This window comes from Streptomyces kryoterrae (genome assembly GCF_054072135.1).
The window spans coordinates 8791020-8808173 of record NZ_CM133358.1 but is presented as its reverse complement, the minus strand read 5'-3'; the positions used below and the strand labels follow the sequence as shown (position 1 = coordinate 8808173).

Genomic DNA, 17154 nt, shown 5'->3' with positions numbered 1-17154 from the left:
GTCGCTCCATGAGACGAGCTGTGGTGATCGGGGCGACCGGGCAGATCGGGCGGGTGGCCGTGGGGGCGCTTGCCCGGGACGGGTGGGAGGTGACCGCCGTCTCGCGGGGCGGCGGCCGGGACGGGAACTGGCCGGACGAGGTGCGGGTCACGGCCGCGGACCGGGCCGACGACGCGGCGCTCGCGGCTGCCGTGGGCGACGGGTGCGATGTCCTCGTGGACATGGTGGCCTACGGGCCCGAGCACGCACGGCAGTTGGCCGGTCTCGCCGGGCGGGTCGGGTCGGCGGTGGTGATCTCCAGTGTGTCCGTGTACGAGGACGACAAGGGCCGGAACTTCGACACGCAGGAGGAGCCGGACGGCTTCCCCGAGTACCCGGTGCCCATCCCCGAGGACCAGCGCACGATCCGGCCGGGCGAGAGTTCGTACAGCACCCGGAAGGCGGGCCTCGAACGCGAACTCCTCGCCGTCGGCGACCGGTTGCCGGCCACGCTGCTGCGAGCGGGCGTGATCCACGGGCCGTACTCCCGAAGCCCGCGCGAGCTGTACTTCGTCAAGCGCAACCTGGACGGGCGTCGTCGGCGCGTCCTCGCATACGGCGGCGGGAGCCGTTTCCATCCGGCGAGCGTCCACAACATCGCCGAGCTGATCCGGCTGGCCGCCGCACGGCCGGGTGCCCGGGTCCTGAACGCCGTCGATCCCGAGGCGCCCTCGGTGGTGGAGATCGCCGGGGCGATCGACGCCGTGATGGGGGTCGAGGCGGAGAACGTCCTGGTGGACGGTCCGCCCCCGGCGCCAACCGTGGGCGACACCCCATGGTCGATTCCGGTGCCCGTGGTGTGCGACATGTCCGCCGCCGAACGGGAGTTGGGCTACCGGCCCGTCGCCACCTACGCACAGAGCCTGCCGGAGACCGTGGCCTGGATCGAGGCCCGGCTGGCGGGGCGGGACTGGCGGGAGGCGTATCCCAGGATGTACGAGACGTACGGCGACCTCTTCGACTACGCGGCGGAGGATGCCTGGCCCGCGTGACGGGCAGGGGCGGCCGGAAGAGTCTCCGACCGCCCCTCACCTCGTACGACGACTGACCGCTACCGCTACCGCTACGACTACGGCTTCGGTGTGGCGTGCGGGGTGCAGGTCACGTCCGCCGCGTCCACCTTGCCGGTGAGCAGGTAGGTGTCGACCCGGGTGTTGATGCACGGGTTGACCAGTCCGGTCACGCCGTGGGAGCCCGCGTCCTTCTCGGTGATCAGGCGGGAACCCTTGAAGCGCTTGTGCAGTTCGACGCCACCGTCGTACGGGGTGGCCGCGTCACGCTCGGACTGCACGATCAGCACCGGCGGCAGGCCCTTGCCCGACTTCACGTTCACCGGGGTCTGCTGCTTGACCGGCCAGGTCGCGCACGGCAGGTTCATCCAGGCGTTGGCCCAGGTCAGGAACGGGTAGTCCTTGTTCAGCCGGGTGTTGTCGCGGTCCCACTTCTTCCAGCTGGTGGGCCACTTGGCGTCGGTGCACTCGACGGCCGTGTAGACGGCGTTGCCGTTCTCGGAGGCAGCGTTGCCCGCGGTGTCCGTGAGGTCGGGGGCCGCCGCGTCGACGAGCGCCTGGGTGTCACCCGCGAAGTACTTGCTGAACACGGTGGCGACCGGAATCCACGACGAGTCGTAGTACGGGGCGCCCTGGAAGAAGGAGATCAGTTCGGCCGGCCCGACGAGCCCGCCGATCGGGTTCTTCTTCGCGGTGGCCCGCAACTCCAGCCACTTCGCCTGCACCTGGGCGCGCGTGGTGCCGAGATGGAAGACGGCGTCGTTCTTGGCGACCCAGTCCTGCCAGTCGTTCCAGCGCGTCTCGAAGGCGACGTCCTGGTCGAGGTTGGCCTCGTACCAGATCTTCTCGCGCGACGGATTGACGACACTGTCGGCGATCATGCGGCGGACGTGCCCCGGGTAGAGCGTGCCGTAGACGGCCGCGATGTACGTCCCGTACGACACACCGAGGAAGTTGAGCTTCTCCTCCCCCAGCGCGGCACGGATGACGTCCAGGTCGCGCACGGTGTTCGGGGTGGTCATGTACGGCAACATCTCGCCGCTGCGCTCGTAGCAGCCCTCGGCGTACTCGCGGGCCGACTTGCGCTGGGCGCGCTTGTCCGCCTCCGTGTCGGGCACCGGGTCTGGCTTGGGCGCCTTCACGAACTCCTGCGGGTCGACACAGGATATGGGCGCCGAGTGGCCGACTCCGCGCGGGTCGAAGCCCACGAAGTCGTACGCCTTCGACACGTTGACCCACAGCGGGTTCTTCGTCACGACCCGGCGCGGGAAGCGCAGCCCGGAGCCGCCCGGTCCACCCGGGTTGTAGACGAGCGCGCCCTGCCGCTCCTCCTTGGTCCCCGTGTTGCCTATACGGTCGACGGCCAGCTTGATCTGCTTGCCGTACGGCTTCGCGTAGTCGAGCGGCACCGTGACATAGCCGCACTGGATCGGCTTCTCCAGACCCCAGTCGGCCGGGCAGTCCTGCCAGTCGATGCCCGCCTTCGCGGCGCGTGCGGCGGCGATGGTCGCGCCGCGCGTCTCACGGTCCTGGCCGTGGCGGGCGTCCGCGCCGGCCGAGGGCGCCGCGACGACGCCGGCTATCAGGGTCGCCGTGACGAGCGCTCCGGCGGAACCGAGCGCTGCGGCTCGCTTCGTCGGTGTGGTGCCGGTCAAGTGGGGCCTCCCCGTACGTAGTTGTGCTTGGTCGGTAAGGGGGATCCTTGCGGCTGTGTGGCATCTGTGAACAGGGGGTGGACGACCTTCTTTACCAATCCGATAAACGGTGAGAGGAGTCCCGCTCAGCGGATATCTGCTCTGGTGTACGGATTTGCCATGTTCGACGGACGGGCCCGGCGGCCCGGGTGATCAGCTGCGGTGGTCCGCCTCCAGGACCGTGAGGGCCTCGTCCAGCACCCGGCGCAGCAGCAGTGCGTCCGGCGCGACCGCGGTCACCAGCGCGGCGGGCCCGGCGAGCGGCATGAGCGCGGCACCCTCCGCGAGCAGCCGGGCTTTGACCGGCGCGTCCCCGAACTCCGGCCGTACGACGATGAGTTGCCCGAGTGCGCGATGTCCCGCCAGCACGGCGGGGCCGTCCCAGCCACCCGGCGCCCCGGGACCGCAGGCCAGCTCCTGGTCGAGGACGACGCGCCCGCCGACCCGCACCGTGAGCCGGCTGCCGAGCCGTCCGGGTTCCTCGCCGAAGCGCCCGAGCACCTGCTCCTCGCGGAACACGAGGCGGGCGCCCGGCGCGAGGTCGACGCGCGTGGACACGTACAGCTCACTGCCCTGGGCGCAGATCAACTGCTCGGGCAGCCACCGGAGTTCACCGCCGTCGGCAACGCCGATCCGTACCTCGTAGCGGGCCTCGCCCTTCGCCTGGCCCGGCAGCGCGATGGTGGCCGCGGCGGACGCCAGATGCAGTCGGGCACCCTCCGCCACCTCCGCCTCGACGGTGAAGTGGTCGCCGCCGAGGGGGCCGCTCATCGCGCCGACCAGCATGACGCGGGCCTCGTCGCCGTGCGCGCGGATGCGACGCAGTGCCAGCGGGCCGTCGCCGTCCAGCACCGGCAGAGCGGTACCGCCCCGGCCGTCCGCCCGGGCGACGATCCGCGCGGTGGCCCGTACGCCGGTGGTCATGCCGTCCACGCCGCGAGCTGCGCCCGCACCCACGCGGCGACGTCCCCGACCCCGGCCTCGCTGCGCAGCGACTGGAAGACGACGGGCATCTCCCCGCGCGCCGTCTTCGCGTCGGCGGCCATCCGGCCGAGATCGGAACCGACATACGGCGCGAGGTCGGTCTTGTTGACGACGAGCAGGTCGGCGGTGGTGACGCCGGGGCCGCCCTTGCGCGGGATGTCGTCGCCGCCCGCGACGTCGATGACGAAGATCTGCGCGTCGACGAGGCCCTTGGAGAAGGTGGCGGTGAGGTTGTCGCCGCCGGACTCGACGAACACGATGTCGAGCGGCCCGACCTCGTCCTCCAGGTCCTCGACGGCTTCGAGGTTGGCGGAGATGTCGTCGCGGATCGCGGTGTGCGGGCAGGCGCCTGTCTCGACGGCGGTGATGCGTTCGGGGGGCAGCACGGCCTCGCGCAGCAGGAACTCGGCGTCCTCGCGGGTGTAGATGTCGTTCGTGACGACCGCGAGGGACAGTTCTTCGCGCAGGGTGCGGCAGAGGGCGGCGACGGTGGCGGTCTTGCCGGATCCCACGGGCCCGCCGAGACCGATGCGAAGCGCACGACGGGTGCCGTCGGGACGGTGCGCGTCCGCGCTCACGGCTGCGCCGGCTTGGGGGTGGGTGTGGTCGAGGTGCATGAGATACGGCTCCAGTTCTGGGTCTGTGTGTCGTGGTGTGTTCCGGTGCGACTGTCCGAATGCCTTCTTCGCCGCCCCTACCCGTCCCGTCCCTGGGGGCTGCGCCCCCGGACCCCCGCTTTCGGCCCTGAAGGGGCCTCGTCCTCAAACTCCCCCAGAGGGGGACCCCCAACGGGCTGGTATGTCAGCCCCTCCGCGTTTGAGGAGCGGGGTCTGGGGCGGAGCCCCAGAAGGATGGGACGGGTAGGGGCGGCGGGGGCGAAACAACTACGAAGCGAACAACCGCACCGCCCACCCCGCATGCCCCTCCGCCCCCACCTCCAGCATCGGCGCGGAAGCCGCAGGCAACGCGTCCACCTCGCCCCCGGCCGCCGCCTGTGCAGCCTCCACCGCCCGGTCCACCACACGGTCCAACTCCGGCGCCAACCGAGCCAGCACCCCCGTCGCGTCGAACGGATCAAGGCTCAGCAACCGCACGACCGACATCGCGGGCCCGCTGACGCTCTCGTACACCGAGCAGTACGCCGCATCCTCCGGCCCCAGCCCCGCCGCCCGCGCCGTAAGCCCCAGCACCACAGGCTGATGTGCGCCCTTCGGGAACTCCCGTGCCAGTGCGTCAAGTTCGGCCGACGGCCAGGTCGCCCGCGCCGCCCGCATCAACTGCCGCCCCAGCTTGCGCGCGGCGACGCGCAACGCCGGCGACGGCGTCCGCGCGTCCGCCGCACCGTCGAGCGCCACCGGGTCGACGCCCAGCGCCGCAGCCGCGGCCAGCGAGGCCGACACCAGCCCCGTCGTGTGCAACCGCCCCCGGCAGAACTCCTCCAGGCTCGCGGCCCCGGTGACACGCCCCGCCCTGACGGCGGCCTCGGCCCCGCCGGAGTGTGCGTGCCCTCCGGCGGGAAAGCGGCCGTCGGCCAGGACGAGCAACGCTGCCCTGCTCATCGGAACCTCCCTCTCAGAACCTCCTCGTCAGAAGAGGAAGTACCGCTGAGCCATGGGCAGTTCGGCGGCCGGAGTGGCCTCGACCAGCTCCCCGTCGATGTGCACGGCGAAGCTGTCGGGGTTGATCTTCACGTCCGGACGCGCGTCGTTCTCCCGCATGTCTGCCTTGGTCACCGCACGGGTCGACTCGATCGCCACGAACCGCTTGCCGAGCTGAAGCCGCTCGGGCAGCCCATCGTCGATCGCCAACTGGGCGACGAAGTTGAACGAGTTGGAGGCCGGCGCCCGCCCGATCGCCCCGAACATCGGCCGGGGCAGGATCGGCTGCGGAGTCGGGATCGAGGCGTTCGCGTCGCCCATCTGCGCGTACGCGATCTGCCCGCCCTTGATGACGAGATGCGGCTTGACGCCGAAGAAGGCGGGCTCCCAGAGGACGAGGTCGGCGAGCTTGCCCGTCTCCACGGAGCCGATCTCCCTCGCGAGGCCCTGTGCGAGGGCCGGGTTGATCGTGTACTTGGCGACATAGCGACGTACTCGATGGTTGTCGGCGCTGCCGTCGCCGGGCAGAGCCCCCCGCCGCCGCTTCATCACATGGGCCGTCTGCCAGGTCCGCATGATGACCTCGCCGACCCGCCCCATGGCCTGCGCGTCGGACGAGATGATCGAGATCGCGCCCAGGTCGTGCAGGATGTCCTCCGCCCCGATCGTCGACGGCCGGATGCGTGACTCGGCGAACGCCAGGTCCTCCGGCACCGTCGGGTTCAGGTGGTGGCAGACCATCAGCATGTCGAGGTGTTCGTCGGCGGTGTTGACGGTGTACGGCCGCGTCGGATTGGTCGAACTCGGCAGGACGTGCGGCTCGGAGACCACGGACATGATGTCCGGCGCGTGCCCGCCGCCCGCACCCTCGGTGTGGTAGGCGTGGATACCCCGGCCCGCGATCGCCGCGAGCGTGTCGGCCACGAAACCGGCCTCGTTGAGGGTGTCCGTGTGGATGGCGACCTGGATGCCCGTGCGGTCGGCGACGGTCAGGGCCGCGTCGATGGCGGCCGGGGTCGAGCCCCAGTCCTCGTGGATCTTCAGGCCCAGGGCGCCGCCACGGATCTGGGAGAGCATCGCGTCGTGCGAGACGGTGTTGCCCTTGCCGAGCAGGCCGAAGTTGAGCGGGTACTGCTCCATCGCCTCCAGCATCCGGGCGAGGTGCCAGGGGCCGGGGGTCACCGTCGTCGCCTTCGAACCCTCGGCCGGGCCCGTACCGCCGCCGACGAGGGTCGTGATGCCCGACGCGAGCGCCTCGTCGGCGATCTGCGGGCAGATCAGGTGGACGTGCGCGTCGATGGCACCCGCCGTCACGATCCGGCCGTTGCCCGCGATGATCTCGGTCTCCGGACCGATGACGAGGTCGGGATGGATCCCGTCCATGGTGTCGGGGTTGCCCGCCTTGCCGATGCCGGTGATGCGGCCGTCGCGGATGCCGATGTCGGCCTTGACGATCCCCCAGTGGTCGACGATCACCGCGCCCGTGATGACCGTGTCCGGGGTGCCGTCCGCGCGCGTGGCGCGGGCCTGGCCCATGGATTCGCGGATGACCTTGCCGCCGCCGAACACGGCCTCGTCACCGGCGAGACCGGGACCGCCGCTGCGGTCCTCCTCGATCTCGATCAGCAGGTCGGTGTCGGCGAGCCGGATCCGGTCGCCGGTGGTGGGGCCGAACAGGTCGGCGTACGCGGCACGCGAGATCTCAGGCATCGAGGGCACCTCCGGTCTCCCCGCGCAGTCCGGGCACGATGCGCGCGCCGGCGAGCGGAACGAGTTCTACGTCGACGGGGATCCCCGGTTCGAAGCGCACGGCTGTGCCGGCGGCGATGTTGAGCCGCTTGCCGCGCGCTGCCGCGCGGTCGAACTCCAGGCCGGGGTTGGCCTCGGCGAAGTGGTAGTGGGAGCCGACCTGGACGGGCCGGTCGGCGGCGTTCAGCACGGTCATCGACGTGACCTCGCGGCCCTCGTTGTACACAACGGGTCCGTCGGCGAACAGGATCTCTCCGGGAATCACGGCAGCCCCTCCCCTCAGACGATCGGGTCGTGGACGGTGACGAGCTTGGTGCCGTCCGGGAAGGTCGCCTCGACCTGGACGTCGTGGATCATCTCGGGGATGCCCTCCATGACGTCCTCCCTGGCCAGCAGCGTCCGTCCGGAGGACATCAGCTCGGCGACCGTACGTCCGTCACGGGCTCCCTCGAGGATGTGCGAGGTGATCAGCGCGACCGCCTCGGGATGGTTCAGTCTGAGCCCACGGGCCCGGCGCTTCTCGGCCACGTCCGCCGCCACATGGATCAGCAGCCTCTCCTGCTCGTGCGGGGTCAGTTGCACGGCTTCCCACCTCACATCCTCGCTCCGGACCGTGCGGGGTCCGGTTGCCCGATGCCACCAAAACCGCTGGTGGCGAGATGGGCACGCTAGTTGGCCGGGGTTTCAAGGACGTTAACCGGCCTGTGATCCACCCGGGTCACGCGGAGCGGGCCCACCCAAGCTCATCAGACCGCGCAGACCCTCCTGAAGCACTTCCACCGGCGCGTTGCCGAAGAGGGCCATCTGCGCGATGAAGCCCTGGGCCGCAGCGATCACGGTCCGTGCGACGCTCCCGGCCGGTACGTCGGCACGCGTCATCCCGGCGTCCCGACAGCGCTCGACCAGCCGCACCCACCGCTCGCGGACCTTGGCGTAGCCCTCGTTGGGCACCTTCGACAGTTCGCCGTCGCGCAGCGTCTCGGCCCACACCTGGACGATCAGGCGGGGAAAGACGGCCGCCCCCTCGTGCGCCGGCCCGGCATCCTGCCCATCACCTCACCCACGATCACGTCCGGCGGCGGAGGCGGGTCCTGCTCACCCGCGGTCCCGAAGGCGTCCCCGGCCTCCTGCAGCATCTCGGTGACGACGGCGGCGATCAGCTCCTCCTTGCCGCTGAAGTAGCGGTAGACGGCCCCGGCGGAGAGGTCGACCTCCTTGAGCACGTCCTGCATCGAAGGATCCTTCTTTTTGGATTCGAGGGAAGCCATGTCCGCCACATCCGCCGCGAGCACCGGGGCCACTACGGTCACCGGCAGCGCCCAGAGGCACCGCCGCCACATGATCGCCGCCATCGTCCTGGTCCCCGTCCTGGTCGCGTCGGCGCTCTGGGCCTTCGCCTGGCCCGCCGCCCGCACGGCTCCCCGCCACCTGCCGCCCGGCGTGGCGGGCCCGGCCACCGCGGCCACGCAGGTGGAGCGGGGCCTCTCCGACCGCGAGGGCGCCTTCGAGATCCGCCGCTACGCCGACGAGGCCGCCGCCCGGGACGCCATCGAGAACCGGACCGTATACGGCGCCGTGGTCGTCACCGCCCAGGGCCCCGAGCTGCTCACCGCGTCGGCCGCGAGCCCCGCCGTCCCCCAACTGCTCCAGCCAGGCGGTGACCGAACAGGCGGCGCGGTCCGGTGGATCCGGCACCCGGGTCAGGACCGTCGACGTCGTCCCCGCCGCAGCGAGCTACCCGCACGGGGCCGCCTTCGGTGCGAGCGTGCTGCCGCTGCGCTCGCCGGTGCCGTGGACACCGTGCTCGGTCTACGCGGGGTGCGGGCGGCCGGAGCACTGCTCGCCGCCGCCGCGCTGGTCGGTGCCGTCGCCGCCGCGCTCTCGCACAGCCGGCTCGGCGTGCTCACCGGCGACTGGTGGGCCGACGCCGGCGCGCTGGGACCGACAACGCTCGCGGTGAGCGGCGCGGGTGCCGGACTCGCCGCGCTGCTGGGCACCGCGGGTATCGGCCTCGGCGGCCTGACCGTCGTCCTGCCGGCAACCCGTTCTCCGGCGCTCCCAGCGCCCCTCGGCTGCTGCCCGACCCGGTCGGCACGATCGGCCAGTGCTGCCGCCGGGTGCGGGCGCCTCCCTGCTCCGTTCGGTGTCGTTCTTCGACGGTGCGGCGGCCCTGGACCCCGCCCTGACCCTGACCCTGAGCTGGTGGGCGGTGCTCGGCCTCGGCGCGGTACTGCTGGGCAGTGCGCTCAAGCGCCGTACGGAGGGCGGGCACAGCGAGCCGGTGCCGGCCGCCGCCGAGCGGGAACCCGCCCTGCTGCCCTGACCGCCCGGGTGCCCCCGTCTCACCGGATGGGGGCACCCGGTCCTTCTCGCGCGGTCCCCCTCATCCCTCACCCGCAGGCCCGTCCGTCCATCCGATCAGCGCGCTCCGGACCCGCGATGCTCCGCCGCGATGCCGAACCTCTGCCGTTCGACAGGCGCGGGAGCGACCTCCCTGACGCTGGAGACCGCGCTGACGACGTGTTCCTCCGCCGCGTCCAGCTCGTCGAGGCGTTCCAGGTCGGCCGCGGAGACCAGGGCGACGAGAGGCTTGCCGTGCCGCGTCACGACGACGCGCTCACCGCCGTACACCACCTTGTTGATCAGGTCGGCGAGTTCAGCCCTGGCTTGCGTCACCGGAATCTCGTAGGCCATGTGTTCCAGCCTAGGGCCTGCCCGGCGGATCGGGCCGACCGCACTCGGCTTCGCCTCCCTGCGGCCTGCCGCGCCGGACAGACCCTGGACCGACTCGGACCTCCAGCTCACCTTCAGCCTGAAGATCCAGGCCGCCGCGCAGCACATGATCACCCCGGTCGAGATCGCGGACGCCCTCAACGAGATCGCCGTATCCCGCGGCTGGCCGGCGCTCACCTTCTACGGCAGACCGGACGAGGCCCCGCTCATCTGACCCCCACACCCGCGGACTGGACCGTAAACCCCGTGGCGCGGCGTGCTCCCCGGGGTTTTCGCTGTCAGCGAGCACCTCACGGAGTCCTCGCGCCAGACTCTGTACGTCCTGTACATTTTTTACGGAAGCCACCGAGGAGGCGCGCGCCATGAAGGACAGCGACGACCCGTCAGCCCGTTACGTGCTGCCCGAGTTCACCGAACGCACCAGCGCCGGGAGCCGGACACTGGACCCGTACTCGAAGCTCCTGGAGGAACGGATCGTCTTTCTCGGGACGCCGGTCGACGACACCTCGGCGAACGACGTGATGGCCCAGTTCATGCATCTCGAATATCTGGCGCCCGACCGGGACATCTCGCTCTACATCAACTCCCCTGGGGGCTCGTTCAGCGCGATGACGGCGATCTACGACACGATGCAGTTCGTCACCTGCGAGGTGGAGACGATCTGCCTGGGGCAGGCGGCCTCCGCTGCGGCCGTGCTGCTGGCCGCGGGCACGCCGGGCAAGCGCAGCGCGCTGCCGGGGGCTCGGGTGCTGATCCACCAGCCCTCGCTGTCCGAGCCGATCCATGGACAGGCCAGCGATCTCGCGATTCAGGCCCGGGAGTTGGGCCGGGTCCGTAACCTGCTGGAGGAACTGCTCGTACGGCACACCGGACAGAGCCCGGAACAGGTCGCCGCGGACATCGAGCGGGACAAGATTTTCGATGCCCAAGCCGCCCTGGAATACGGCCTGGTGGACCGGATCGTGCCCAGCCGCAAGTCCTCGCCCCCCGCCCCCGGCACGAGGTGAGCCGCCGATGCTTCCGCCCGAACTGCCTCCGCTGCCCGCACTGACGCGCGCGGAGGGCGAGTTGATCGACCGTTACCTCGAAGTGGCCGATCTGCTCGGCCGCATCAACCCGGCCTACCACGGCGACACGTACCGCGGCCTGCGGGCCGCGCAGGCGCTGGTCGTTAAGGCGGTGGCGTTGCGGGACGCGCTGGAGTTGATGCATCAGCGGGGCGAGGCCGAGGTGCACGCCCCTACGCTGGCGCGTGCGCTGCGTGTCCTCGACGGGGAGCGCCGCACGGCGCGTGTCACCGTTCCGCGTGAGCCCGCCAGTTGACCCACCCGGTCGACGGAGCCGCGCCGGGCGAGCCGAAGCGTCTCGGCGCCCGACCGTCCGGAACGGGGCGGGAAGTGACTGCACAGCATCCCCCGTTTGGAGTAGTCGCGGCTCCCTCGATCAACCCGTTCGGCTTGCGCGACGGGCGTAGTTCGTAACCGAAACGAGACCGCTCAAGCGCTGGTCCGAGGGTGCGCGCCCCCTTCGAAAGTCGTCCGGGGGTACGGGTGTCCACCCGAATGGGCCAGCGGTGAGTAACGCCACAAAGCCCCGATTCCATTGGGATTTTCCTACTTCCATGAGCCAAGATCCCTTCCTGACGACAAGCCCCCGCCACAAGAGGCGGGGCGATCCGGGCGGACGCCGAGTCCTGCCGCCGCCCGGATGACCGGTCGACAGATGTGCACCGGCAGGAGTGGAGGACCCAGGCACGACGGGTCGCCGGAACGGTCACGCCATGACCGGGCCGAGCAGCCCTTGGGGTGAAGCCGCGTCAGCGGCCGGGCAACTTCGCCAGCCCGAATCCGACAGGTCATCCTTCACAGGCGGCTGACGAAGGGTTACGCATGTCTGCGCTCAATCGTGTCCCGTCGCTGATGACCCGTGCCGGTACGGCCTCGGCTCTCACCCTCGCCGCCGTCGGCGGCACCCTGGTGATCCCCGGCATCGCAACCGAAGCCGCGGCGATCGCACCGTCGACGAAGGCACTTCAGATCGCGGCCTCCAAGAAGGGCTCGCCGTACAAGTACGGCGCCGCGGGACCGAAGAGGTTCGACTGCTCCGGTCTCACGCAGTATTCGTTCAAGAAGGCGGGCAAGTCCCTGCCTCGTACGGCGGCGGCTCAGTACAACAAGACCAAGCACATAGCCGCCAAGAGCCGTCGGGGCGGAGACCTGGTCTTCTTCCACTCGGGCTCGAACGTCTACCACGTGGGCATCTACGCCGGAAAGGGAAAGATCTGGCACTCCCCGAAGACCGGGGAAGTCGTGAAGCTCCAGAAGATCTGGACGAAGAGCGTCTGGTACGGCCGGGTCAGCTGACCTCCCCGGGGCGGGACGGCGGCCGTAGCCAAGCCGCCGTCCCGGCCCGGGACCCGTCTCACAGCGGCAGAAGCGACAGCAGTGGCTCCAGCAGGAGCAGCGCGCAAGGGTCTGTCCGGCGGATCAGGCGTCGAGACGGTCACCGGCACCACGATGACGGGCCAAGGGCCTGTCCGGCGGATCATGCCGCAGACACGGGGTGTCACACGCCGGTCTGCCGCGTCGTCGTCGGTTGCCGACGCTCCGCGTCGACGCCCGTCAGCCGCCTTGCAGCCCGGCGCCAGGAGCGCCACCGCCGGAAACCCCATCGGGGCCAGCGCCACGATGATCAGCGCGAGCACGAGCAACAGCGTCCGGGTCAGCGCGGGACCGTCCGCCGGCACGAACTGCGGCAGCAGACTCAGGAACGTGATGGGCGCCTCCGGATTGAGCGCGCTGGTGACGAAGCCCTGCCGCCACGAACGCATGGCGGTCCGCGCCTGGTCGGCCACCGCCGCCCCGGGCTCTCGGAGCGACCACAGCGTCCGCGCCCCGAGGCACAACACGTAAGCCCGGCCAAGGAGTTGCAGCGCGGAAGAGCGCGGGCACCGCCGTGAGTACGGCGGCCACACCGGCGACGGCCAGCGCGGTGCGCGGAAGCAGCCCGCCGGTGATCCCCAAGGCGTACGCGACCCCGGCCTGCCGGGAGAGGACCGGTCCTGCTTCCTGACCGGGGAGACTGGGCCGGCGGCGGCTCGCCGAACTGAACCGGGCCAGGAGCGTCTGGGAGCGGCACTCCGATGGGCGGAACTGAGAGTGCCCGCTTTCCGTGAGCGGATCGATCTCGGACTCTCTTGGCCGAACGACTTCAAGGAGTCGGCCTGGCCCAGTAACGCCCGTCTGGGCCTACTCCGGGCGGCGGCGACCACCGGCGGGTGCTGAGATCCCCGGAGGGAGACGGCTGAGCCCGGGCGCTGGTCGAAGGCCCGGCCGGCGCCGGGCGGCGAAAGGGTTGGTGTGCGGTGCCGACGGAACCGGGTAACGTCTTTGTCATGTTCTTCCAGGCGCCGATCTACGAGTGAGAGCGTGATGGGCCCCTGCTGACGTCCTTCGATGTCGCCGCCCGTCCCCCACCGATGAATCCGTAGATCTCTTCACATCAAAACCGGGAGAACCCGTGACCGTGAGCAAGAACATCAACAACCCCGTGGGCATGGGCGGTGGCAAGCGCAAGAAGCTGTCCCGCGCCGAACGGCAGAACAACGGTCCGCACCGCAACCTCGACCGCCAGGGTGCGGCCGACCAGAAGGCGGAGCTGGTGCGCAAGATGCGCGAGAAGACAGGCGCAGCCGAGGGCGCCGGGCAGACGGGCGACGACACCGCACAGAGCTGACGTACCGCCGCCGCAGGGCGGCACCGCACGAGGCAGGGCCCGGACCGCGACGCGCGGTCCGGGCCCTGCTGCCGTACCGGCTGCCGCCGGTCGCGCTCAGCTCTGGGCCGACCCACCCGCCTCTCGGCAGACCACCCGGGGTAGCCGCAGTTTCGGCGGCCCCGTCGCCGCCACCACCCCGAACCGCATGGACCTCGACGCCACCGCGACACCCCCCGCACCGACCGGGCCTTCCGCGACTTCCTCGCCGCACTCGGGCATCTGTCCAACGGCGACCGCTCAACCGCCTGCCGCACCCGGGAACGCGTCGGCAGCAGCACGACCAGCACCGACACGGCGTCGGGTACGTGGTGCCGCGAGCGGTCAGACCAGATCAGCCTTTTTTGGCCGGAGGCTCCCGGCAACCCCCTCACTCACACTTCGCCGGCAACGCTCAGGGTTCGATGACACGGGGCCACGGGGCCACGGGGCACGGGCACGGGTCAGCACATCCGCAGCTTGTCCCGCCTGCCGAGAAGCTCGAACTCACCAGCCCTGCTGCGGGGCGCGTTCGGCCGCGCGCACGGCAGCGGCAGCCTGGCACAGGGGCGAACCGTTACGGCTCCTGCTGGCCGAGCGCCGTCACCGGGGGCCTGGCCGGGACCGTCCACGGGAGTTCGATCGACACCGTCTTGCCGCCCTCGCGGGTGGGGTGGACGCGCAGTCTGCCGCCCGACTCCGCGGTCAGCCAGCGGATGATGACCATCCCTCGGCCGTTGTCCTGCTGCACGGCGGCGGGCAGGCGTTTGGGAAAGCGCGGGTGACTGTCGGTCACTCCGATGCGCAGGTGTTCGTCACGGTCGAGGGCGACGTCCACCGTGAAGGTGGGTGACAACCCGAAGGTGTGCTGTACGGCGTTGGTGGCGAGTTCCGAGACGATCAGACGGATGCTGTCGGCGGCTTCGGTGTCACCCGACAAGCCCCATTCCGCCAGCACGTTGGTCACATACGCGCGGGCGGCGGAGACCGAGGCGGGATCGCTCGGCAGAGTGACGGATGCTTCCAGGTGGTCTGCCATGGCGACGTCGTCCCTTTCCCACAGGACCGCGGCCCGACACGGAGCGGCTGGTTCGAGTACGGTCCCGGACTGGTGCTTCGCGCCAGACTGCCATTCCCGCGCCGGTCACGGGGTGCGATCCACCAAGATATGCATATATCTGTCGCTCGAAGCGGTGAACTCTGCGACCCCAGAGCGTATTTCGGCGGCTCATTAGGAGTAAGGAGTGGCCCATGCAGTACGGTCCCGCGGTGCGCCGCCGAAAACTGGGTGCCGAACTGCGCGCGTTGCGCGCCAGCGCCGGTCTCACGAGCGGTGAGGCGGCCCGTCTGGTGGGCTGGCACCAGTCGAAGGTGAGCCGGATCGAGACAGGCGCGAGCGGGGTGAAACCGGCGGACGTCCGGTTACTCCTGGACGCCTACGAGGTCCCGGACGGCGAGTCGCGCGAGCTGCTGCTCGTGCTGGCGGGCGGCGAGGACGGCGGTCAGCACGGCTGGTGGCACGCCTACCGTGGCGTACTGCCGCCCACCTACCGGGATTTCATCAGCCTGGAGTCGCAGGCCAGCACGATGCGCACGCTGGAGACCTCGGTGGTACCGGGGCTGCTGCAGACCCCGGAGTACGCCCGCGCGATGACCCGGGCCGCCGTGGACAGCCTGGAGGAGACACGGCTCGACGCCCTGGTCGAGGTGCGGCTGGCCCGGCAGGACGTGCTGCGTTCGGATCCGCCGCTGGCGCTGAGCGCGGTCCTCGACGAGGCGGTGCTGCGCCGTGAAGTGGGCGGACCAGAGGTGATGACGCGTCAGCTGGGGCGCCTCATGGAAGCGGCCCTGCTGCCCCAAGTGCAACTCCAGATCCTGCCGTTCGCCGCAGGGGCGTACATCGGCATCACCGGCCCTTTCGTTATCTTCTCCTTTCCGAGCACTTCTGACTTGGATGTGGTTGTTCTCGACCAGATGATGAGTAGCCTCTACCTCGAACGGAAAGAAGACCTCCAGGCCTACAGCGAGGCCTTCAACACCCTTCAGATCCACGCCCTTTCGCCCGGGGATTCGTTGGATTTCATCGCCGGTCTGAATCACGGCGTGTAAGGAGGCACCAATGTCCGCACTGCCTCGGAACGTACCGTCCGTCGTCGAACCGCCCGGTGTGCAATGGCTGCGCAGCAGCTACAGCACCGGCGCGAACAACTGTGTGGAGACGGCCCGTCCGGACACCGGAGTCCGGGCCGGACTGCTCGTACGCGACTCCAAGAACGCGGCGGGGCCCTCCCTGCTCTTCTCCCCCGAGAGCTGGGAGGGGTTCCTCACCGCGCTCCGGTGATCGCCCTACGACGCACGGCCGCGGTCCGCCGACTCATGGTCGCGTGTCACTGATCACCCGCACCACGGATCTACGGTCGGTTCTCGCCGATCACCCGTACCGCCCGCGCGATCTGTTCCTCGGTCAGGTCCGCGCGGGCGGTCAGCCGCAGCCGGGACACTCCGTCGGGCACGGACGGCGGGCGGAAGCAGCCCACGCCCACTCCCGCGGCCCGGCAGCCGGCCGCCCACCGCACGGCCCCCTCCGGTGACGGCGCGCGCACGGAGACGACGGCCGCGTCCGGCCGTACCGCCGAAAGCCCCTGAGCCGTCAGCCGGGTGTGCAGATCACGTGCCACCGCACGCGCCCGTGCGGCCCGTTCGGGCTCGCGGCGCAGCAGGGTGAGGGCCGCGAGGGCCGCGCCCGCCGCCGCGGGGGCGAGGCCGGTGTCGAAGATGAACGTGCGGGCCGCGTTGACGAGGTGCTCGATCACCGGGGCGGGTCCCAGCACCGCACCCCCCTGGCTGCCGAGCGACTTGGACAGCGTGACGGTCACGACGACGTCCGGCGCGCCCGCCAGCCCGGCCTCGTACGCCGACCCCTGCCCGCCCTCGCCCAGAACCCCCAGCCCGTGCGCGTCGTCGACCACCATCCCGGCATCGAACTCCCGGCAGACAGCGGCGAGTTCACCCAGCGGTGCCGCGTCCCCGTCGACCGAGAAGACCGCGTCGGACACAGCCACGGCGGGCCCGGTGTGCGTGCCGAGGGCCTTGCGGACGGCGTCCGGGTCTGCGTGCCCGACGACCTGGGTCGTGCCCCGGGCCAGGCGGCAGCCGTCGATCAGCGAGGCGTGGTTGCCCGCGTCCGAGACGACGAGGGAACCGTGCGGTGCGAGCGCGGTGACCGCGGCGAGGTTGGCCGCGTAGCCGGAGGAGAAGACGAGAGCCGCCTCGAACCCGCAGAAGCCGGCCAGTTCGCGTTCGAGTTCCGCGTGCAGTTCGGTACTGCCGGTGACGAGCCGCGAGCCGGTGGCCCCGCCACCCCAGCGCCGGGCGGCCCGGGCCGCGCCCTCGGTGACCTCGGGGTGGCGGGCCAGGCCCAGATAGTCGTTGCTGGCGAGGTCGAGGAGCGGGGAGTCGGCGGGGCGCGGGCGCAGGGTCCGTACGAGTCCGGCGCGCCGGCGCGCCTCGGCCTGCTCGTCGATCCAGCCGAACGCCATGAGTCCTCCGGGGCAGCGACACGTTTGTAGGCAGTGGACAGACCCTAGGGCCTGT

20 protein-coding genes, 1 pseudogene and 1 riboswitch are annotated in these 17154 nt (G+C 70.9%); of the genes and pseudogenes, 9 read left to right on the top strand and 12 right to left on the bottom strand.

The features are described from left to right. Window positions 1-8: 8 nt before the first annotated feature. Window positions 9-1031, top strand: a complete 1023-nt coding sequence (locus ACW4TU_RS39230; protein WP_457421312.1) for an NAD-dependent epimerase/dehydratase family protein — start codon at window positions 9-11, stop codon at window positions 1029-1031. A gap of 77 nt (window positions 1032-1108) precedes the next feature. On the opposite strand, the gene ACW4TU_RS39225 is transcribed toward ACW4TU_RS39230, so the two are convergent. The 9 genes from ACW4TU_RS39225 to ACW4TU_RS39185 form a co-directional block, all read right to left on the bottom strand. Further along, complete coding sequence (locus ACW4TU_RS39225) at window positions 1109-2704, bottom strand: alpha/beta hydrolase (protein WP_457421310.1); 1596 nt, start codon at window positions 2702-2704, stop codon at window positions 1109-1111. Window positions 2705-2896: 192 nt separating this feature from the next. Next, entirely contained in the window at window positions 2897-3667 is a 771-nt protein-coding gene (locus ACW4TU_RS39220; protein ID WP_457430541.1) for an urease accessory protein UreD, read from the bottom strand. Continuing rightward, on the bottom strand, window positions 3664-4344 hold the full coding sequence (gene ureG, locus ACW4TU_RS39215; RefSeq protein ID WP_457421308.1) for an urease accessory protein UreG: 681 nt from the start codon (window positions 4342-4344) through the stop codon (window positions 3664-3666). The genes ACW4TU_RS39220 and ureG overlap by 4 nt, the downstream gene beginning before the upstream one ends. 267 nt (window positions 4345-4611) lie before the next feature. After that, a complete protein-coding gene (locus ACW4TU_RS39210; RefSeq protein ID WP_457421306.1) occupies window positions 4612-5286 on the bottom strand; it encodes an urease accessory protein UreF in 675 nt (224 codons plus the stop codon). 27 nt (window positions 5287-5313) lie between these two features. Next, on the bottom strand, window positions 5314-7035 hold the full coding sequence (locus ACW4TU_RS39205; RefSeq protein WP_457421304.1) for an urease subunit alpha: 1722 nt from the start codon (window positions 7033-7035) through the stop codon (window positions 5314-5316). Then, entirely contained in the window at window positions 7028-7339 is a 312-nt protein-coding gene (locus ACW4TU_RS39200) for an urease subunit beta (RefSeq protein ID WP_164412501.1), read from the bottom strand. The genes ACW4TU_RS39205 and ACW4TU_RS39200 overlap by 8 nt, the downstream gene beginning before the upstream one ends. A 14-nt stretch (window positions 7340-7353) precedes the next feature. After that, the gene (locus ACW4TU_RS39195) at window positions 7354-7656 is read right to left on the bottom strand and encodes an urease subunit gamma (RefSeq protein WP_164316421.1); all 303 of its coding nucleotides are present in this window, start codon (window positions 7654-7656) and stop codon (window positions 7354-7356) included. A 111-nt stretch (window positions 7657-7767) separates the two neighbouring features. Continuing rightward, window positions 7768-8064, bottom strand: a complete 297-nt coding sequence (locus ACW4TU_RS39190) for a TetR family transcriptional regulator C-terminal domain-containing protein (RefSeq protein ID WP_457421301.1) — start codon at window positions 8062-8064, stop codon at window positions 7768-7770. A gap of 8 nt (window positions 8065-8072) precedes the next feature. Continuing rightward, on the bottom strand, window positions 8073-8531 hold the full coding sequence (locus ACW4TU_RS39185) for a TetR/AcrR family transcriptional regulator (RefSeq protein ID WP_457421299.1): 459 nt from the start codon (window positions 8529-8531) through the stop codon (window positions 8073-8075). Between ACW4TU_RS39185 and ACW4TU_RS39180 the strand changes: the two are divergent. Beyond that, a pseudogene (locus tag ACW4TU_RS39180) lies at window positions 8413-9397 on the top strand (ABC transporter permease). The gene ACW4TU_RS39185 and the pseudogene ACW4TU_RS39180 overlap by 119 nt on opposite strands. Window positions 9398-9492: 95 nt before the next feature. Here the strand turns inward: ACW4TU_RS39180 and ACW4TU_RS39175 are convergent. Then, window positions 9493-9768 carry a type II toxin-antitoxin system Phd/YefM family antitoxin gene (locus ACW4TU_RS39175; RefSeq protein WP_457421297.1) on the bottom strand — a complete coding sequence of 92 codons (276 nt, stop codon included), beginning with the start codon at window positions 9766-9768 and terminating at the stop codon, window positions 9493-9495. On the opposite strand from ACW4TU_RS39175, the gene ACW4TU_RS39170 reads away from it, so the two are divergent. The 5 genes from ACW4TU_RS39170 to ACW4TU_RS39150 all read left to right on the top strand — a co-directional run bounded on the left by ACW4TU_RS39170 (window position 9767) and on the right by ACW4TU_RS39150 (window position 13542). After that, window positions 9767-10021 (top strand): hypothetical protein, encoded by a 255-nt coding sequence (locus ACW4TU_RS39170; RefSeq protein ID WP_457421295.1) that lies wholly within the window; start codon window positions 9767-9769, stop codon window positions 10019-10021. The two genes, ACW4TU_RS39175 and ACW4TU_RS39170, sit on opposite strands and share 2 nt — an antisense overlap. A gap of 148 nt (window positions 10022-10169) precedes the next feature. Next, window positions 10170-10814, top strand: a complete 645-nt coding sequence (locus tag ACW4TU_RS39165) for an ATP-dependent Clp protease proteolytic subunit (RefSeq protein ID WP_457421293.1) — start codon at window positions 10170-10172, stop codon at window positions 10812-10814. 7 nt (window positions 10815-10821) lie between these two features. Further along, on the top strand, window positions 10822-11130 hold the full coding sequence (locus tag ACW4TU_RS39160; RefSeq protein WP_457421291.1) for a hypothetical protein: 309 nt from the start codon (window positions 10822-10824) through the stop codon (window positions 11128-11130). 383 nt (window positions 11131-11513) lie between these two features. Continuing rightward, a riboswitch (cyclic di-AMP (ydaO/yuaA leader) is annotated at window positions 11514-11693 on the top strand. Window positions 11694-11696: 3 nt separating this feature from the next. After that, window positions 11697-12170 (top strand): C40 family peptidase, encoded by a 474-nt coding sequence (locus ACW4TU_RS39155; RefSeq protein ID WP_457421289.1) that lies wholly within the window; start codon window positions 11697-11699, stop codon window positions 12168-12170. 1156 nt (window positions 12171-13326) lie between these two features. Further along, complete coding sequence (locus ACW4TU_RS39150) at window positions 13327-13542, top strand: DUF6243 family protein (RefSeq protein ID WP_457421287.1); 216 nt, start codon at window positions 13327-13329, stop codon at window positions 13540-13542. 595 nt (window positions 13543-14137) lie between these two features. Here ACW4TU_RS39150 and ACW4TU_RS39145 read toward each other — a convergent pair. Next, window positions 14138-14599 carry an ATP-binding protein gene (locus ACW4TU_RS39145; RefSeq protein ID WP_457421285.1) on the bottom strand — a complete coding sequence of 154 codons (462 nt, stop codon included), beginning with the start codon at window positions 14597-14599 and terminating at the stop codon, window positions 14138-14140. A gap of 212 nt (window positions 14600-14811) precedes the next feature. On the opposite strand from ACW4TU_RS39145, the gene ACW4TU_RS39140 reads away from it, so the two are divergent. Together ACW4TU_RS39140 and ACW4TU_RS39135 are read left to right on the top strand one after the other, a co-directional pair. After that, window positions 14812-15669, top strand: coding sequence for a helix-turn-helix domain-containing protein (locus ACW4TU_RS39140; RefSeq protein WP_457421283.1), 858 nt, complete (start codon window positions 14812-14814; stop codon window positions 15667-15669). 10 nt (window positions 15670-15679) lie between these two features. After that, window positions 15680-15901, top strand: coding sequence for a DUF397 domain-containing protein (locus tag ACW4TU_RS39135; RefSeq protein ID WP_457421281.1), 222 nt, complete (start codon window positions 15680-15682; stop codon window positions 15899-15901). Between the two features lie 70 nt (window positions 15902-15971). On the opposite strand, the gene ACW4TU_RS39130 is transcribed toward ACW4TU_RS39135, so the two are convergent. Continuing rightward, window positions 15972-17099 carry an 8-amino-7-oxononanoate synthase gene (locus ACW4TU_RS39130; RefSeq protein WP_457421279.1) on the bottom strand — a complete coding sequence of 376 codons (1128 nt, stop codon included), beginning with the start codon at window positions 17097-17099 and terminating at the stop codon, window positions 15972-15974. Window positions 17100-17154 lie beyond the last annotated feature (55 nt).

What these genes read in the sequence shown, in the direction of transcription:
- ACW4TU_RS39170 (WP_457421295.1), top strand. Translation starts at nt 9,767, where the DNA reads ATGTGTTCCAGCCTAGGGCCTGCCCGGCGGATCGGGCCGACCGCACTC.
- ACW4TU_RS39145 (WP_457421285.1), bottom strand. Translation starts at nt 14,599, where the DNA reads ATGGCAGACCACCTGGAAGCATCCGTCACTCTGCCGAGCGATCCCGCC.
- ACW4TU_RS39165 (WP_457421293.1), top strand. Translation starts at nt 10,170, where the DNA reads ATGAAGGACAGCGACGACCCGTCAGCCCGTTACGTGCTGCCCGAGTTC.
- ACW4TU_RS39135 (WP_457421281.1), top strand. Translation starts at nt 15,680, where the DNA reads ATGTCCGCACTGCCTCGGAACGTACCGTCCGTCGTCGAACCGCCCGGT.
- ACW4TU_RS39205 (WP_457421304.1), bottom strand. Translation starts at nt 7,035, where the DNA reads ATGCCTGAGATCTCGCGTGCCGCGTACGCCGACCTGTTCGGCCCCACC.
- ACW4TU_RS39230 (WP_457421312.1), top strand. Translation starts at nt 9, where the DNA reads ATGAGACGAGCTGTGGTGATCGGGGCGACCGGGCAGATCGGGCGGGTG.
- ACW4TU_RS39210 (WP_457421306.1), bottom strand. Translation starts at nt 5,286, where the DNA reads ATGAGCAGGGCAGCGTTGCTCGTCCTGGCCGACGGCCGCTTTCCCGCC.
- ACW4TU_RS39175 (WP_457421297.1), bottom strand. Translation starts at nt 9,768, where the DNA reads ATGGCCTACGAGATTCCGGTGACGCAAGCCAGGGCTGAACTCGCCGAC.
- ureG (WP_457421308.1), bottom strand. Translation starts at nt 4,344, where the DNA reads ATGCACCTCGACCACACCCACCCCCAAGCCGGCGCAGCCGTGAGCGCG.
- ACW4TU_RS39130 (WP_457421279.1), bottom strand. Translation starts at nt 17,099, where the DNA reads ATGGCGTTCGGCTGGATCGACGAGCAGGCCGAGGCGCGCCGGCGCGCC.
- ACW4TU_RS39220 (WP_457430541.1), bottom strand. Translation starts at nt 3,667, where the DNA reads ATGACCACCGGCGTACGGGCCACCGCGCGGATCGTCGCCCGGGCGGAC.
- ACW4TU_RS39160 (WP_457421291.1), top strand. Translation starts at nt 10,822, where the DNA reads ATGCTTCCGCCCGAACTGCCTCCGCTGCCCGCACTGACGCGCGCGGAG.
- ACW4TU_RS39155 (WP_457421289.1), top strand. Translation starts at nt 11,697, where the DNA reads ATGTCTGCGCTCAATCGTGTCCCGTCGCTGATGACCCGTGCCGGTACG.
- ACW4TU_RS39140 (WP_457421283.1), top strand. Translation starts at nt 14,812, where the DNA reads ATGCAGTACGGTCCCGCGGTGCGCCGCCGAAAACTGGGTGCCGAACTG.